Here is a 14,686-nt window from a genome sequence, read left to right on the forward strand (position 1 = left end):
AACCACCCCGGGAAAGTTGCCTGCCCGTCGCGGCGCAACCGGCTCCGCGACGTCGGCAGGACGGTTCACCCGTTGGGGACCGGCTATCGCGTGGGACGGTTGGATCCGCGCTGCGCTCGGCGCGCTCCCTCATGACGAGGTGCGGTCCGTACCTACGCTTCGCTCGCAGCGGCGATCCCAACGCTGGCCAACCGGAGCACGACGTGGATCCGAGGTGCGTGCGCCGCGCGCGCTGACGCGGCGTCGCTAGCGCAGGAGTCTTCTCAGCCGCTCGGTGACTGCATTGACCTCGTTACCGCTTGCAGCGCCGGAGAAGGTATTCGGTGTGCGTGTGGGTCCCGTCGCGTTGCGTCACCGTGAAGATGATTCGGTCCTCAGGTGCGCTGTGCACGACGTGCACATGGGGGCGTTCGGAGGTGATGCCTCCGTCCGGCCCAATGAACACGTCGATCCCGCCATCAGCACGCGAACGCGAGTAATTGCCGTCAGCTCGAGATGGCGCCGGATTCCGCTCGCGTCGTTTGGCCTCACGCTTGCCCGCGCTCATCCGCGCCTGACGGTCCGCCAACGATGGCCGCCAGTATCCGCCTGGCGGATCACCAAGAATCTCGCAGCCCAGGGCGTAGTAGTACTTGCCCTCCTTGAGCCCAAGGAGATCCGCCATGGCCGCAACCTATGCGGGCAGTCCAGCGTCGTCTAGATCGGGCTCACGATCGTGTTCTCGGGCTCCGCACACGCGGGACGGGCCCGCCCCCGGGCAGGGGAGCGGGCCCGTTCACGTGCGGGGTGTCAGCTGACGGCGGGCAGAGCCGGCGCCAGGCGCGTGCCACCACCGGCGACGTTGGTCGCCGTGTTGTTGGTGACCGCCCGCAGCAGCGGCGAGAGCGTCCGCCAGTCCTTCACCAGGTTCGCAGCCTGCGTCGGGTCGCACGTGTGCTCGCAGTACAGGGCCTGCGTGCCGGAGCGGATCAGGACGTGCGCACCGTAGTTCTGGAGCGCCTTGGCCAGTGCCTTGCCCTCCGCGCTGAGCGCCAGCTTGCTGACGTCCACGGTGCTCGGGATGGCGAACAGTGTGCCCATCGGGATCGTGCCCGAGTAGGCGGTCGTGCCGTTGCTGTCCTGCGTGCGGGCCGGCCACACCGGCCCGGACTTGAGCTGGGCGTCGGAGATGCCGAGCGCGAGCGTGTGGTTGATCGAGAGCTTCTTGAGCTCCTGCGTGCGGATGAGGCCGGCGAAGAAGGAGACACCGGAGGCGCGCGAGCCGTCCTTCATGCCGTCCGTGCGCAGGTCCTGCTTGACGATCCGCGTCGACGTCCACTGGTCGGTGCCGACGTTGGTCATCTTGTAGAACTCGTAGGCCGTGAAGCCGTCGGGCTGGATGACGCCGACGTGCTTGTCGGTGCCGTAGGTCGGGGCGGTGTTGCGGGGCACGCGCACCTGGACGACCTGGCCGGTGTTCGGGTTGGTGACCGTGGCCACCGGGTCGCTGGTCGTGGCGTAGAAGACGGCGATCGACCAGCGGCTCGAGTTCAGCGTCGGGGTCGTCAGCGCGAGCTTGGCCGTCATGGCGCCGGTGGCGGACTCGAACTTCGCCCCCGTGCCCATGGAGGTGTTCCAGGGGGCCGTGGAGGAGAACGGCAGCTGCGAGACGTTGCGCGCGGGGACGACCGGCGTCGGGGTGGGCGTCGGCGTCGGCGTCGGGGTCGGCGTGGGAGTCGGGCTCGGCGCCGGGGCGATGGAGGCGGGCACCGTCAGCGTGGTGGTGCTCGCCGGCGCGTTCCAGTCGACGACCGTTCCGTGGCTGGAGACGAGGTAGCCGGAGTCGTGGACCCAGACCGTCGAGCAGGTCGCGGCGACGTTGTTGGCCCACCTGACGCTGCCGTCCTTGGCGACCAGGACGAGCTTGCCGCCGGTCCGGAGGTCGAGGTGCGCGCCGGTCCAGCCCTGCTGGACCCAGCGGCGGCCACCCGTGGTCGTGTTGAACAGGGTCAGCGAGCCGTCGGTCGCGAGCGTCAGCTTGAACACGCCGTTGGGGGAGGTGAGGCTCTTGCCGGCGGTCAGCGATCCCCCCTCGACGAGCCTGTTGGCGGCCGGGGCGGGACACGCGGTGGTCGCGGCAGCGACGGGCGTCGCGGCCGAGGCGAGCGACGGCAGTGCGACCGAGGCGACGAGGCCTGCGGCGAGCACGGTCGCGACCGCAAGGGGTCGGCGGATTGAGATCATCGAATAGCTCCAGATATCGGGTCAAAGTCGGCGAAATGCTTTCGGCAAGGCGCATCGGGCATCTCGGCGAACAGCAAGTATTAACGGTCCTATCGGACGTTCCGGCGGCGCCTTGAGGCCCGTGATCACCGCGATGTCGAGCCTGGAGGTTGCCTGGGACCTGCCTGTATCCGGTAGTTGGTCGCGTGACCAGGGGGTTCGATCAATTGATCAGGAAATGTCGCTTACTGATTGGTAACCTCGCGCACGGGTTAATGTGTCGCACGTCACAGGGCCCGATGGGGAAGCGATTTCCGGCAATTGGGAGAAAAGCGGACAACTGGAACCGGGACCACGTGGACAGCCCGCATGAAACCGGGGTGGACCGCGCCCGGTCCGGATGGTGGAATCACCCGTTCGCGTCCCGGTGCCCCGGGCCGGCCGCCGCGCGCCGCCGTCCGCGCCCGCCTAGGCTCGCGGCGTGCCCAGACGACACGTCCAGCTGCACGCCCGCCCGGCGCAGGAGCCGCAGGAGGCGGCTGTCGACGTCCTGATCAGGGACGGGCTAGGAGACCTGCGCCGCGAGCTCGACATCCCCGCGCAGTTCCCCCCGGACGTCCTCGCCGAGGCGGCTGTCGTCATCGCCCGGGGGCCCGACGGCGAGCGGTCCGACGCGACGGACGTCCCGTTCGTCACCATCGACCCCGAAGGCTCGAAGGACCTGGACCAGGCGTTGCACATCGAACGTCAGGGGCCCGGGTTCCGGGTGCGGTACGCGATCGCGGACGTGGCGGCCTGGGTGCGGCCCGGCGGCCGGATCGACGGCGAGGTGCGCGAGCGCGTGGAGACCCTCTACGCCCCCGACGGGCGGACCCCGCTGCACCCGCCGGAGCTGTCCGAGGGCGTCGCGAGCCTGCTGCCCGACCAGGTGACGCCCGCGCTGGTCTGGACGATCGACCTCGACGCGCAGGGGGCTCCGGGCCACGTCACGGTGGTGCGCGCCTCCGTCCGCAGCCGCGCCCAGCTGACCTACGTGGGTGCGCAGGCGGCGCTGGACGACGGGACCGCCGACGAGACGCTGCAGCTGCTGCGGGAGGTCGGGACGCTGCGGGAGGCGGCCGAGCGCGCCCGGGGCGGGATCACGCTCCCGACGCCGGAACAGGTGGTCGAGCAGGACTCCCACGGCGTGTGGACTCTCGGCAGCCGCGCCACGCTGCCGGTCGAGGAGTGGAACGCGCAGATCTCGCTGCTGACCGGCATGTGCGCCGCCCAGCTGATGCTGGACGGCCGGATCGGGATCGTGCGCACGCTCCCGGCGGCGGACCCGCGCGACGTCGAGCGGCTGCGGCTGTCCGCGCACGCGCTGGGCGTCCCGTGGCCGGCCGGTGCGACCCCCGGAGACGTCATCCGCGAGCTCGATGCAGCGAACCCCACCCACGCCGCCCTGCTCACGGACGCCACCTCGCTGCTGCGCGGGGCCGCGTACGTCGCCTTCGACGGCGAGGTCCCGTCGGCGCCCCTGCACGCCGCGATCGCGGCGCCCTACGCCCACACGACCGCTCCGCTGCGCCGGCTCGTCGACCGGTTCGTCGGCGAGACGTGCCTGGCGCTGTGCGCGGGCGAGCCCGTGCCGACGTGGGTGCGCGACGCCCTCCCGGAGCTCCCGGGCCTGATGGCCGGCGGCGACAAGCACGCCGCCGAGTTCGAGCGTGGCTGCCTGGACCTGGTCGAGGCGGCACTGCTCGACGGGCGGGTGGGCGAGGTCTTCGAGGGTGCGATCGTCGACGTGCGCGAGGATCACGACCTCGGCGTGGTCCAGCTCAGAGATCCCGCGGTCCGCGGCCGGATCGAGGGTGCCGGTCTGCCTCTGGGCGAGGACGTGCGCGTCCGGCTGACCCAGGCGTCCGTGCGGGAGCGCAAGGTCGTCTTCGAGCTGGCGGAGCCTCAGGCCGACGCGGCCTCGTCGTCCACCGAGCCGAACCTCGAGCGCAGGTAGCCCGCGTAGCCGCCCGGCGTCCGACCGGCCAGGCGTCCTGACGTGAGCACGTCGCAGGCGTCCGTCGCGACGACGCGGGCGCCGACGTCTCTGAGTGCGGCGACCAGGTCGACGTCCTCGTGCTCGGGTCGGTCGGGGAAGCCGCCCGCCCGGAGGTAGGCGTCGGCGCGCACGCCGAGGTTCGCGCCGTGCACGTGCCCGTTCGGCCGGCCCGGCACCCGGGTGGCGCGCCAGGCGGCCAGCTGCGCGGGGGACAGGTCGGCGGGATCCGGGCGGACCGTGCCGACCACCACGTCCGCTCCGGCGTCCGCGAGCCGCAGGTGCTCGAGGATCCAGCCCTCGGGCACCACGGAGTCGGCGTCCGTGCCGGCCACCCAGGTCCGCGCGGGGTCCGCGGTGGAGCGGGCGAGGGCGTCGCGCACCCCCGCCGCGCGGGCGGCCCCGGCGCGGCCCTCGTCGAGGTCCACGAGCCGGACGTCCAGGTGCCCGAGCGCGACGGACCGGGTGCCGTCGGTGCACCGGTCGAGCACGAGCACCAGGTCGACCGTGAGGTCCGGCCGCACCGCGCGGGCGGACTGCCTGGCCGACTGGAGCGAGCCGAGGCACCGCCCCACCAGCTGCTCCTCGTCGCGGGCGGGGACCACGACGACCACATGCTCGATGCGCGGCCTCATGCCAGTCCGGTCCGCTCGGCGACCGACCGCGGGTCGTCGACGTAGACGTCCAGGAGCAGGTCGGTCTCGCGGTGCTCCGCCAGGAGCGTGAGGTCGGTGGTGCGGCGCAGGACCCGGTGCACGTCGTCCCCGCTGAGCGGGTACGCCTCGACCGGGTGCCGCCAGTGGCAGGCGAGCAGGGTCCCGCCGGGCGCGAGCCGGCCGCGCAGCTCGCCCAGCACGCGGGCCAGGGACGGCCGGTCGAGGTAGTAGCCGACCTCGGACAGGACGACGAGGTCGAACGGACCCTCCGGCACGCCGGATGCAATGTCGGCGACCTCGACCCGCACGCCCGGCACGCGCTCGCGGGCGCGCTCGACCGCGGCCGCTGACACGTCCACGGCCAGCAAGTCGTCGGCACGCTCGGCCAGCTGTTCCGTGAGGACCCCGATCCCGCAGCCCACCTCCAGCACCCGGCCGTACCGCGCGTCCGGCAGGACGGCGAGCGTCAGGGCGCGCTTGCGCTCCTCATACCAGCGGTCGGCGTACCCCCACGGGTCGTCGTGCCTGTCGTACGTGGCGTCGAAGAACTCGCGGGTCAGCGACGGCCGGGCGGCCTCCTGCGCCACGACGACCTCGACGTCCCGGTCGAAGGTCCGCAGGAACGCGGGGTGCAGCGTCGGGGCGTCGCGAGGGTCTGACGACATCGCGGTGACCTGGGTCGCGTGCGCCGCGACGGCCCGGTGCTTGCGCACCACCGACCGGTCCGCGAGGTCCACCACGCGCAGGCGGTCCCACGGGACGCGCGGGTCGTCGGGGGTCGCCCAGTGCCAGAGCCAGAGGGGGTACTCGACCAGCGCGCAGCCCAGCTCGTCGGCCAGGGCCGCGCAGACCTCGCCGACGATCCGGTGGTCGCGGTGCCCGTCCCCGCGCCACGGGGCGACCAGCTGGTCGACCGGCGGCCCGTCCCGCAGCAGCTTCCCGAGATCGGACTCGACCTCGTGGCGGACCTCGCGCAGGGCGCCGTCGGGGTGGCCCAGCAACGTGACCGGGGAGTCGGGGGACAGGACGCGCACCGCCTCGCGCACCTCCGCGGCGCGGACCTCCACCAGCGCGTCCGGCGTGAGCGTCGGGGAGCCAGGATGGGACGCGCTGCCGTCGGAGACGACGACGACCTCGGCGGGGTGGCCGGCGTCCGCCAGCTCGGCCAGGATGCCGCCGGCCCCGAGCGTCTCGTCGTCCGGGTGCGCGGCGACCACGACGGTGCGCCCGGTCCGTCGCAGGGCGAGCGCCGGAAGGTCGCGGAACCGGGCGTCGGCGGACCAGGTGGCGGAGGGCGTGCCGGGCCCGCGGCCGTCGAACGTCACCACGGCGGAGCCTCGACAGCGGCGAGAGCCTGCCCCAGGGAGGCGTCGTCGCGCTCGGCGTGCTGCTGGCGCACGTAGACCTGCAGGTCGGCGACCCGCTTGGCGTGCTCGGCTTCGAGCGCTAGCGGCGCCGGACCGAGGGCGTGCCCGGCGATCCGCAGCACGTCCTCGCAGACCCCCGCCACGGTCGCCCGCACCCGCTTGGCCAGCAGCCGGCCCTGCGACGCGTCGAGCGAGCCCGCGTCCACCAGGCCGGCCGCCTCGGCGAGTGCCCGGCGGGCGGACTCCAGGCGCTGGTCGATCGCGCCGAGGTGCATGGCCAGCAGCGGGTCCTCGCGGCCGTGCGCCTGGGCGTGCACGCGCCGACCGATCCCGACCGCACCGCCGAACCAGCACGCCGCCACCCCGATCCCGCCCCACCAGAACCCGGGTCGGTCCAGGTACCAGCCGGGCGCTCCCACCGGTGTGGCGCGCACGTCGTCGAACGCCACGGCGGTGCTCGGGATCTCCGTGAGTCCCCGCGACACCCACTCCTGGTCGACCAGCCGGACCCCCGGCGCGCGCAGACCCACCGCGAACAGCCCTCGCGATCCGTCCGCCAGGTGTGCGGTGACCAGCGCCGCGTCCAGGTCCCCGGCCAGCGAGCACCACGGCTTCGTCCCGTGCAGCCGCCAGCCGTCGTCGCCCTCGACCGCGTCCAGCCGCACGCCCGGGCCCTCGGCCGCGAACACGCCCCACGTCCGCCCGGCGTCGTCGGGGGTGCCGGCCTGCGCCAGGATCGCGCGCGCATCGAGGTGCGGCTCGACCGCCCGCGCCACCCCCAGGTCGGCGGCCCCGAGCGTCGCCAGCAGCTCCCACAGCTCGGTCGTCCGGCCCTCGCCGGGCACCAGGTCGGTCGGCCACGCGACCATGTCGCGCAGGGTCTCGCCGACCGTGCGGGGGATCGTCGGCGCACCGCTGCTCGGGCCGAGCGCGCGCAGTCGCACCGTTCCACGCAGGGCCATCGTCGTCACTCCCGAGGAGACCGGCTCGGCGGGACCGCTGCTCGATCCGTCGTCCCAGATCATCACCGCGGCCCGCCGGTCGCGCGACCCGAGCGGAGATCCGTGCGCAGGTGGACGGGCACGTGGCAGGGTCGGAGCGTGCACACCAGCGCCGGGGCGGACCGATGAGCGAGCTCGACGACGTCGCCGATGAGCTGTACGCGGGGTCGCCCGCGGACTTCATCGCCCGCCGCACCGCCGCCGTGAAGGTCGCCAGGGCCGACAAGGACCGAGAGCTCGCCGACGCGATCGCCGAGCTGCGCAAGCCGACCGTCTCGGCCTGGCTGGTCAACCTGCTGGTGCGCGACGACCCCGCCATGGCCGGGCAGATCGTCGCGCTCGGTGAGGGGCTGCGGGACGCCGAGCGGTCGCTGGACGGACCCGCCCTGCGCGAGCTGTCGTCGCAGCGCCGCCAGCTCGTCCGCTCCCTGGTGGCCCGCGCCCGCCGGCTCGCCCAGCCGGCCGGTCAGAAGATCGGCGACACCGTGGCCCAGGAGCTCGACGCCACGCTCACCGCCGCGCTCGCGGACCCGGCGGTGGCGCGCGAGGTGCTCTCCGGTCGGCTCACCGCCGCGCGCGAGTACGCGGGGTTCGGCAGCGCGGACGCGGCCGAGGGCACGCCCCCGCCTGCGCCCCCGAAGGCACAGAAGGCTCCGAAGGAGCCGAAAGAGTCGAAGGAGCCGAGCCCGCCGGCCGCGCGCGGCAAGCTCCGGCTCGTCGGGGAGTCGGAGCGCGCGGAGCCCAAGGAGACCGCCGCCGACCGGGAACGCCGGCGCCGCGAGGAGCGCGAGCAGCGCGCCCGCGACGAGGCGCAGGCCGCGTGGGAGCAGGCCGACCGGGCCGCCGCGGAGGCCCGGCGTCGGCACGAGGCCGCGGTCGAGGCGCGCGACGAGAGTGCCGCCGAGGTCGCCCGGGCGGAGGAGCGTGCCGCACGCGCCCACGGCGAGGAGGACGACCTGGTGCGTGAGCTCGCGGAGGTCCGGCGTCGGCTCGCCGCCGCCGGCAAGGCGGCCACGGTCGCCGACAAGGACGTGGCCGGCGCGCAGCAGACCCTGCGCGCCGACGACAAGGACGTCGCGGTCGCGGAGCGCGAGCTGCACCGCGCGGAGCGGGCACGGGACGCGGCCGAGGCTGCACGCGACGGGAAGTAGGAGGAGCCGATGGCCGGCAGCATGGACGACGCCCCACGGGTGCAGCCCGAGAGCATCGAGGAGTGGCGCGAGTGGCTGCGCGCGCACCATGACACCGTGCCCGGGGCGTGGCTGGTGTCGTGGAAGTCCGCGACCGGCAGGCCGACCCTGAGCTACGAGCGGGCGGTCGAGGAGGCGCTCTGCGTCGGGTGGATCGACGCGACGAGCAAGACGCTCGACGACGAGCGCCGGATGCTCTGGTTCACGCGCCGCAAGCCCGGCAGCGGCTGGGCACGGACCAACAAGGAGCGCATCGTGCGCCTGGAGGCGGAGGGCCGGATGACCCCGGCCGGCCGCGCCGTCATCGACGCGGCCAAGGCCGACGGGTCGTGGACGCTCCTCGACGACGTCGAGAACCTGGTGATCCCGGACGACCTGGCGGCGGCGTTCGACCGGTACCCGGGATCGCGCGAGCAGTTCGACGCGTTCCCGCCGTCGGCCCGGCGCGCCATCCTCGGCTGGATCGTGCAGGCCAAGCGCGCCCCCACCCGCGCGGCGCGCCTGGAGGAGTCCGCGCGGCTGGCGGCGGAGGGCAAGCGGGCCAACGAGTGGGTTCCGAAGCGCTAGACAGCGACGACGCCGCAGGTCAGGGGCCGCTTTGGTGGTGGACCACCGGCGCGGGTACCCTGTGCTGGTCCTGGAGACGTCGCATAGCCCGGTCTAGTGCGCGACCCTGCTAAGGTCGTGAAGGCGCAAGCCTTCCGTGGGTTCAAATCCCACCGTCTCCGCTCGTGCACACGATCTCGCACCAACCAGCAGCTCGAACCGTCACGGTTCGGGCTGTTGCTGTCTCCGGCCCAGGATGACGTCCCCGACGATCACCGCCAGCAGCACCGCGTTCGACACCCAGTTCAGGGCCAGCGGCGAGGCCGAGTCCCGCAGCGCGAACGCCGCGAGCACCGCCGCGACGCCGACCAGGTGCGGCGTCGACCACCGGCCGCCGGTCGCGCGTCGGAAGAACGCGTTCCCCAGCAGGTAGACCGCCGCCGCCCCGCAGATCAGCCCCGCGGTCCACGTGTCGGTGTGCCCGAGGGGATGCAGGAGCACCAGCTCGTCGGCCACCGCGGTGAGCACGATGCCGGTGATCAGCAGGAACGGGACGTAGGTGTAGGCGGTCTGCGCGACCATCCCGGGCTCCGCTCGCGACGAGAAGAACTCGGTGGCGGACCGCTCGGACCGGTCGAAGAACAGCAGCCACATGAGCACGGTGCTGACGAACGCCGCGAGGAACGCCAGCAGCGTGGTGGGCTCCAGCTCGAGCTCCGCGAACGCCGTGCCGGTGACGATGATCGACTCGCCCAGGCTGATGATGAGGAACAGGGCCACCCGCTCGGCCATGTGCGAGCCGCGCACCGACCACGTCGTCGGATCCGTCGGGCCCATGAACGGCACCCAGAACAGCGCCCGCGGCCCGACGACGTCGATCAGCGCCGCCGTGATCCACAGCGCCGGCCGCAGGTGCTCGTCGACCAGCGCACCCGCGATCCAGAACGCCCCGGACACGCTCAGCCACACGGTGATCCGCACGAAGTTGGTGGCGTTCTCGGGCCAGTGCCGCCCCATCGCCCAGGTGGTGAACAGGGTCCGGCCCACCTGGATCACCACGTACGGCACCGCGAACAGCAGCGCCTTGCCCTCGAACGCCTCGGGGATCGCGCTCGACATGAGCAGGCCCAGCAGCATGAGGACCAGCAGCATCGTCCGCACGGGCGTCTTGTCCGGGTCGAGCCAGTTGGTCACCCACGTGGTGTCGATCCACAGCCACCACACCGCCCAGGCCAGCACCAGCGTCTGGAGCAGCGTGCTGAGGTCCGGGTGCGCGATGAGGCTGTGCGACAGCTGCGTGACCGCGAAGACGAACACGAGGTCGAAGAACAGCTCGATGTAGCCGACCCGGCTGCCGTCGTGGCCGTCCCCGTGCCGGAGCACGTCCGCGCGCATACCCCACCGGCCGCCGCCGGTGCCCAGTCTCAGCGTGCCGCCGCCCGATCCCGTCACCTGCGCGATCCTGCCACGGGCGTGTGACGGGTCACGTGCATCCGGTTTGGGCCACCGGGCACCTGACCTGTATCGTCGTCTGCGGCCCGTCGAGGGCCATGCGCCCGTAGCTCAATGGATAGAGCATCTGACTACGGATCAGAAGGTTGGGGGTTCGAGTCCCTTCGGGCGCACAGAGGAAAGCACGAGGCGCATCGCGATGTTCGCGGTGCGCCTCGTGCGTTGTGCACGCACGGGAGGTATCCGGGCGCTGCGCGGAGCCTTGCGCGGCCAGGCGCAGCGGGACAGGGTGGTCGACAGGAGCGTCGGGGGCAACGGAGCATCCCCGTCAGGAGGACCGATGCGTCCGGAGACTCAGTTCACGAGGTCGGGCGACGTCTACCTCGCCTATCAGACCGTGGGGCGGGGAGACCGCGAGTTTCTCATCGTCAATGGCGGACTCACGCACGTCGAGGCGATGTGGGACATCCCTGAGCTCTCCGGCTTTGTCGAGCAGCTGGCTCAGGTCGGGAGGGTCGCCTTCTTCGACAAGCGCGGAGTGGGGCTCTCCGATCGCGTCACGGAGCTCTCCACCCTCGACATCAGCGCCCAGGACGCGATCGCGGTGATGGACGCGGCCGGGCTTGCTCAGCCGGTGCTGTACGGCCCCACGGACGGCGCCTCGCAGTGCCTGGCCACCGCGGCCCTCTACCCGCACCGCGTGAGCGGGATCGTGGCGCTCGAGCCCGCCCCGACGTTCGTCGTCGACAAGGACGACCCGTGGGGCTTCCCGGAAGACGTCGCGCAGATGTTGCAGCAGATGGTGGCCCGCAGCTGGGGTCAGGGCATCCTGCTGGCGATGGGCGCCGGCGTCGTCGGACAGGACCCCCGCGTCATCGCAGCGTTCCAGCGGTACGAGCGCATGGCAGCAACGCCGGCGACCGCGGACTGGTGGGTGCGGTGCTTCCTCAACACCGACGTCAGGCCGTATCTCGCTGCGGTGAAGGCGCCGGTGGTGGTCGTCCACGCTCGCGGCAATGCGAAAGCCCTGGTCTCCCATGTCCAGTGGGTCGCCGACCATCTCCCGAACTCTCGCTTCCTTGAGCTCGACGGAGATCTCGCCGACGTCTCCATGCCCGGCGGGCCGATCCTCGACGAGCTCGAGGACCTTGCTGCCGGCACCCGCGTCGGGGGAGCCGCCCATCGCCAGCTCGTCGCCCTCCTGGTCACCGATCTCGTCGGCTCGACGACGTCGATGTCCCGTCTCGGCGAAGAGGGCTGGCGACGGCTCCTCGAAGACCACCGCAGGATGGTGCGAGCTGCCCTCACGCGATACGCCGGCACCGAGATCGACACCGCCGGCGACGGGTTCCTTGCCGCGTTCCGCCTGGCGAGCCAAGCACTGCGATGTGCCGTCGAGATCCGCGACGAGAGCGCGCCGAGTGGGGTAGCAGTCCGACAAGGTGTCCACGCCGGAGAGGTCAGCATCTTCGACACCGGCGTCGCTGGGCAGGCCGTGCACGTTGCCGCGCGCGTCGCAGCCCTGGCCGACGCGGGCGACGTCTACGTCACCGACGTCGCCCTGGCTCTCTGCACCGGAGAGCACCCGCTCGCCGAGCAGGTCGGGACCCGGGTCCTGCGCGGTGTTCCTGGTCGGTGGAGACTGCACCGGCTGGCCAGCTCGGGGGCACCGATCGCGGCGGCGGCCTTTCCTGAGATGACTGGGGGCACACCATGACGAACGATCGGGTCGAAGGCTCCGTGACGACGGTGAGCTGGATCCCGTCGGAGTCGCTCGACGGCCCCTATCGCGGCGCGTTCGCCGTCGGGCTCGGACACTATGACAACCCACCGGCAGACGAGGTCAGCACGCTGGAGCGCCTGCGAGTCGACGGACGAAACGATGCGTTCCGGTTCGCGCACCGCCTCTCGGGGTGGATCGAGGTCGATGACGGGCGGGTCGTGGCGGCCGGGTTCGGCGAGGACAGCGACGGCGTCATGGGCGGCTCGACAGTGAGGTTCGGTCTCGGATCCGTGCGATTCACCAATGTTGCCCTCCCGCTGCTTCGCGAGGGGCCGACGTGGGCCGACGGGACAGCGTCGTTCCAGCAGACGTTCGGAGGTCGCACCAGCTCACCGCTGCCCCGCACCGTCGCTGGTGCGCCGTACATCCGCATCATCGCCCCCTGGGTCTGGACCACTCTTCGACTGGAGATCCAGGCAGACGGGGTATGTCGGGGACAGCTCGTGGGGGCGAGCCCGTTCCCACGGCACTGGGTCTTCGACCGAGAGGGGCAGCTGGCCTCCAAGAGTGGGCTGACCGACTGGGACGACTGGATGCACCACTCGCAGCCGGACCGAACACCGTGGGGCTCTGTCGACTCGCCAGCCGTGGTCACCGAGGTCGAGTCGGCTCTCGAGCGGCAGCTGTCCAGCCTCATCATGAGGGGTGCCGCCACGCCGCACGTGCGCAGGTTGGTCGAGGGAGAGACGCTCACGGAGCAGGGCGTGCACGACACCGATGTCTACCTGGTGCTGGACGGTTGCCTACGGGTCGAGGTCGACGGCGAGTCGCTCGGCGAGGTCGGTCCCGGCGCGGTCGTCGGGGAGCGCGCAGCCCTCGAGGCGGGTGTCCGAACGGCAACCCTGACGGCGACCACAGCCGTGCGCGTCGCCGCTGTCGATCACTCGAGCCTCGACCTGGGCAAGCTGGCTGAGCTCACTTCCGGGCACCGACGTGAGGATCCCGCGCGCGCCCCTGACTCCTGACGCGCTCGGGCCTGTGCGCGCCGCGCCCTCGCTCTTTCCCTGGGTGGTCAGGCGGAGGAGGATCGCTGCTGGAGGCGTGCGATGCGACGACGACGCGTGATCTTCCGCTCGGTGGTGCTGGTCCTCGCGCTCGGCGGGGCTCTGGCACTGCTGCTCCCCACGTCCTGGTTCTCGCTCGGCCTGGCGTTCCTCGGCGTGGTGGTCGCCTTCGTGGCCGTGTTCGCGCTGATCAACCTGCTGTCGGCGCTGCGTGACCGGACGCCCGATCACGAACCATCCGGTGCTTGGTGGTGGTGCGAGCTCCCGATCGACCACCCGTACGTCCGCCTCGCCGACGTCGACTCGACGTGGCGGTGCACGCGGTGCGGGGACGTGCGGCACACGCCACCCCCGCGGGCGACGACCGACGCGTGGGCGGAGGGCGAGAGCGGCTTCCCGATGGGGTACCACGACTGAGCCGTCCGCCCCGGGGACCAGTCTCGCCCCACCACGATCAGTCCTGAGGGCCACGCGCAGCGGAGGCCGCCCACCGCACAGTGGGGATCGTGACCCTCTATGTCGGACGACTCCCGGAACGAGTGCGCCGTCGCCGTGCGCGGTGGGCCGTCGCGAGCGCGGTGGTCGTGCTCTGCGTCGTCGTCGTCGGCCTCGTGCACGCGCTCGGCAGTGCAGCGAGCCCGGGTCCCACCCCGACAGCGCAGGGGCTGAGCCCGGAGCTCGAGCAGCGGTTCGCGGCCGCCCAGGCGGCGGCGGCCGCCGACGGCGTGCCCCTCACCCTGACCTCCGGCTGGCGGTCCGCGGCGGACCAGCAGCGACTCGTGGACGACGCGGTCGAGCGCTACGGGTCGCTCGAGGAGGCGCGCCGGTGGGTGCTCCCTCCCGAGTCGTCCGCGCACGTGCAGGGGACGGCGATCGACGTCGGGCCGACGGAGAGTGCCCTCTGGCTGGGGGAGCACGGCCTCGAGCTGGGTCTGTGCCGCACGTACGCGAACGAGATCTGGCACTTCGAGCTGCTCGCCGACGGCGCGACGACGTGCCCGGAGCTGCACCCGGACTCGTCCAGCGGCTGGTGAGGAGCGCTCAGACCTCGGCGTTCTTCTTCTGCACGCGGTTGCGCAGGAAGATCAGCGGGAGGATCAGCGTCCCGAGCATGGTGACGATCCAGACCGTGAGCGAGCCGAACACCCAGGCGGTAGTGCCGCTGATGGTCAGGCCGTCACCGAAGAGAGTCGCCACCCAGAGCGCCGCGACGGTGGAGACCAGGCCGACGGCACCCGTGAGCGCGTTGGCGTACTTGCGGGACATCACCAGGAACCACGGCGTGAGGATGCTCTGGAGGACGGCGAACACGACGACGGCGACGAGGAACCCCGAGGCGGTCACGGTGAACCCGTCGACGATCAGCGACGCGATCCACAGGCCCAGGGCTGCCGAGGCGAGGAAGATGAACGCTCGGATCAGGAAGACGACCATCGGGTACCCGCTCCCG

The 14,686-nt window shown here is 72.4% G+C and carries 14 protein-coding genes and 2 tRNA genes; 9 read left to right on the plus strand and 7 right to left on the minus strand.

The genetic code is table 11. The features are described from left to right. Positions 1 to 292: 292 nt before the first annotated feature. A complete protein-coding gene (locus HP550_RS08490) occupies positions 293 to 664 on the minus strand; it encodes a hypothetical protein (RefSeq protein WP_175347211.1) in 372 nt (123 codons plus the stop codon). 125 nt (positions 665 to 789) lie between these two features. Further along, the gene (locus HP550_RS08495) at positions 790 to 2,223 is read right to left on the minus strand and encodes a hypothetical protein (protein WP_175347212.1); all 1,434 of its coding nucleotides are present in this window, start codon (positions 2,221 to 2,223) and stop codon (positions 790 to 792) included. A gap of 460 nt (positions 2,224 to 2,683) precedes the next feature. On the opposite strand from HP550_RS08495, the gene HP550_RS08500 reads away from it, so the two are divergent. Continuing rightward, positions 2,684 to 4,198, plus strand: a complete 1,515-nt coding sequence (locus tag HP550_RS08500; protein WP_175347214.1) for an RNB domain-containing ribonuclease — start codon at positions 2,684 to 2,686, stop codon at positions 4,196 to 4,198. Here HP550_RS08500 and HP550_RS08505 read toward each other — a convergent pair. The 3 genes from HP550_RS08505 to HP550_RS08515 are packed head-to-tail and all read right to left on the minus strand — an operon-like array spanning position 4,147 to position 7,222. After that, positions 4,147 to 4,872: a glycosyltransferase family 2 protein gene (locus HP550_RS08505; protein WP_175347216.1), complete on the minus strand. Its 726-nt coding sequence runs from the start codon at positions 4,870 to 4,872 to the stop codon at positions 4,147 to 4,149. The genes HP550_RS08500 and HP550_RS08505 overlap by 52 nt on opposite strands. Further along, a complete protein-coding gene (locus HP550_RS08510; RefSeq protein WP_210767812.1) occupies positions 4,869 to 6,221 on the minus strand; it encodes a PIG-L family deacetylase in 1,353 nt (450 codons plus the stop codon). The genes HP550_RS08505 and HP550_RS08510 overlap by 4 nt, the downstream gene beginning before the upstream one ends. Beyond that, positions 6,215 to 7,222, minus strand: coding sequence for an acyl-CoA dehydrogenase family protein (locus HP550_RS08515; protein WP_175347220.1), 1,008 nt, complete (start codon positions 7,220 to 7,222; stop codon positions 6,215 to 6,217). Before HP550_RS08515 ends, HP550_RS08510 begins: the two co-directional genes overlap by 7 nt. Before the next feature lie 164 nt (positions 7,223 to 7,386). On the opposite strand from HP550_RS08515, the gene HP550_RS08520 reads away from it, so the two are divergent. From HP550_RS08520 to HP550_RS08530, 3 genes are all read left to right on the plus strand, one after another. Beyond that, on the plus strand, positions 7,387 to 8,412 hold the full coding sequence (locus HP550_RS08520) for a hypothetical protein (protein WP_175347221.1): 1,026 nt from the start codon (positions 7,387 to 7,389) through the stop codon (positions 8,410 to 8,412). A 9-nt stretch (positions 8,413 to 8,421) separates the two neighbouring features. Next, positions 8,422 to 9,018, plus strand: coding sequence for a YdeI/OmpD-associated family protein (locus tag HP550_RS08525; RefSeq protein WP_175347223.1), 597 nt, complete (start codon positions 8,422 to 8,424; stop codon positions 9,016 to 9,018). A gap of 72 nt (positions 9,019 to 9,090) precedes the next feature. Then, positions 9,091 to 9,179 (plus strand) — tRNA-Ser (locus HP550_RS08530). Between the two features lie 40 nt (positions 9,180 to 9,219). On the opposite strand, the gene HP550_RS08535 is transcribed toward HP550_RS08530, so the two are convergent. Further along, positions 9,220 to 10,449, minus strand: coding sequence for a low temperature requirement protein A (locus tag HP550_RS08535; protein ID WP_175347225.1), 1,230 nt, complete (start codon positions 10,447 to 10,449; stop codon positions 9,220 to 9,222). Positions 10,450 to 10,549: 100 nt separating this feature from the next. Between HP550_RS08535 and HP550_RS08540 the strand changes: the two genes are divergently transcribed. The 5 genes from HP550_RS08540 (at position 10,550) to HP550_RS08560 (ending at position 14,270) form a co-directional block, all read left to right on the plus strand. Beyond that, positions 10,550 to 10,622: transfer RNA gene (locus HP550_RS08540), tRNA-Arg, on the plus strand. Positions 10,623 to 10,789: 167 nt separating this feature from the next. Then, on the plus strand, positions 10,790 to 12,166 hold the full coding sequence (locus HP550_RS08545; RefSeq protein ID WP_175347227.1) for an adenylate/guanylate cyclase domain-containing protein: 1,377 nt from the start codon (positions 10,790 to 10,792) through the stop codon (positions 12,164 to 12,166). Continuing rightward, the gene (locus HP550_RS08550) at positions 12,163 to 13,197 is read left to right on the plus strand and encodes a cyclic nucleotide-binding domain-containing protein (RefSeq protein WP_175347228.1); all 1,035 of its coding nucleotides are present in this window, start codon (positions 12,163 to 12,165) and stop codon (positions 13,195 to 13,197) included. Before HP550_RS08545 ends, HP550_RS08550 begins: the two co-directional genes overlap by 4 nt. 81 nt (positions 13,198 to 13,278) lie before the next feature. Beyond that, entirely contained in the window at positions 13,279 to 13,653 is a 375-nt protein-coding gene (locus tag HP550_RS08555) for a hypothetical protein (RefSeq protein ID WP_175347230.1), read from the plus strand. An 89-nt stretch (positions 13,654 to 13,742) separates the two neighbouring features. Next, the gene (locus HP550_RS08560) at positions 13,743 to 14,270 is read left to right on the plus strand and encodes a M15 family metallopeptidase (protein WP_343048061.1); all 528 of its coding nucleotides are present in this window, start codon (positions 13,743 to 13,745) and stop codon (positions 14,268 to 14,270) included. Between the two features lie 7 nt (positions 14,271 to 14,277). Here the strand turns inward: HP550_RS08560 and HP550_RS08565 are convergent, their stop codons facing one another. Beyond that, positions 14,278 to 14,670 (minus strand): phage holin family protein, encoded by a 393-nt coding sequence (locus HP550_RS08565; protein WP_175347232.1) that lies wholly within the window; start codon positions 14,668 to 14,670, stop codon positions 14,278 to 14,280. Between the last annotated feature and the right edge of the window lie 16 nt (positions 14,671 to 14,686).

The organism is Cellulomonas humilata (assembly GCF_013359775.1).
GTDB lineage: Bacteria > Actinomycetota > Actinomycetes > Actinomycetales > Cellulomonadaceae > Cellulomonas > Cellulomonas humilata.

Bases quoted from the DNA above. Each gene is read 5' to 3' on its own strand.
- HP550_RS08490 (WP_175347211.1), bottom strand. From the start codon at position 664: ATGGCGGATCTCCTTGGGCTCAAGGAGGGCAAGTACTACTACGCCCTG.
- HP550_RS08495 (WP_175347212.1), bottom strand. From the start codon at position 2,223: ATGATCTCAATCCGCCGACCCCTTGCGGTCGCGACCGTGCTCGCCGCA.
- HP550_RS08505 (WP_175347216.1), bottom strand. From the start codon at position 4,872: ATGAGGCCGCGCATCGAGCATGTGGTCGTCGTGGTCCCCGCCCGCGAC.
- HP550_RS08515 (WP_175347220.1), bottom strand. From the start codon at position 7,222: ATGGCCCTGCGTGGAACGGTGCGACTGCGCGCGCTCGGCCCGAGCAGC.
- HP550_RS08520 (WP_175347221.1), top strand. From the start codon at position 7,387: ATGAGCGAGCTCGACGACGTCGCCGATGAGCTGTACGCGGGGTCGCCC.
- HP550_RS08525 (WP_175347223.1), top strand. From the start codon at position 8,422: ATGGCCGGCAGCATGGACGACGCCCCACGGGTGCAGCCCGAGAGCATC.
- HP550_RS08545 (WP_175347227.1), top strand. From the start codon at position 10,790: ATGCGTCCGGAGACTCAGTTCACGAGGTCGGGCGACGTCTACCTCGCC.
- HP550_RS08550 (WP_175347228.1), top strand. From the start codon at position 12,163: ATGACGAACGATCGGGTCGAAGGCTCCGTGACGACGGTGAGCTGGATC.
- HP550_RS08555 (WP_175347230.1), top strand. From the start codon at position 13,279: ATGCGACGACGACGCGTGATCTTCCGCTCGGTGGTGCTGGTCCTCGCG.
- HP550_RS08565 (WP_175347232.1), bottom strand. From the start codon at position 14,670: ATGGTCGTCTTCCTGATCCGAGCGTTCATCTTCCTCGCCTCGGCAGCC.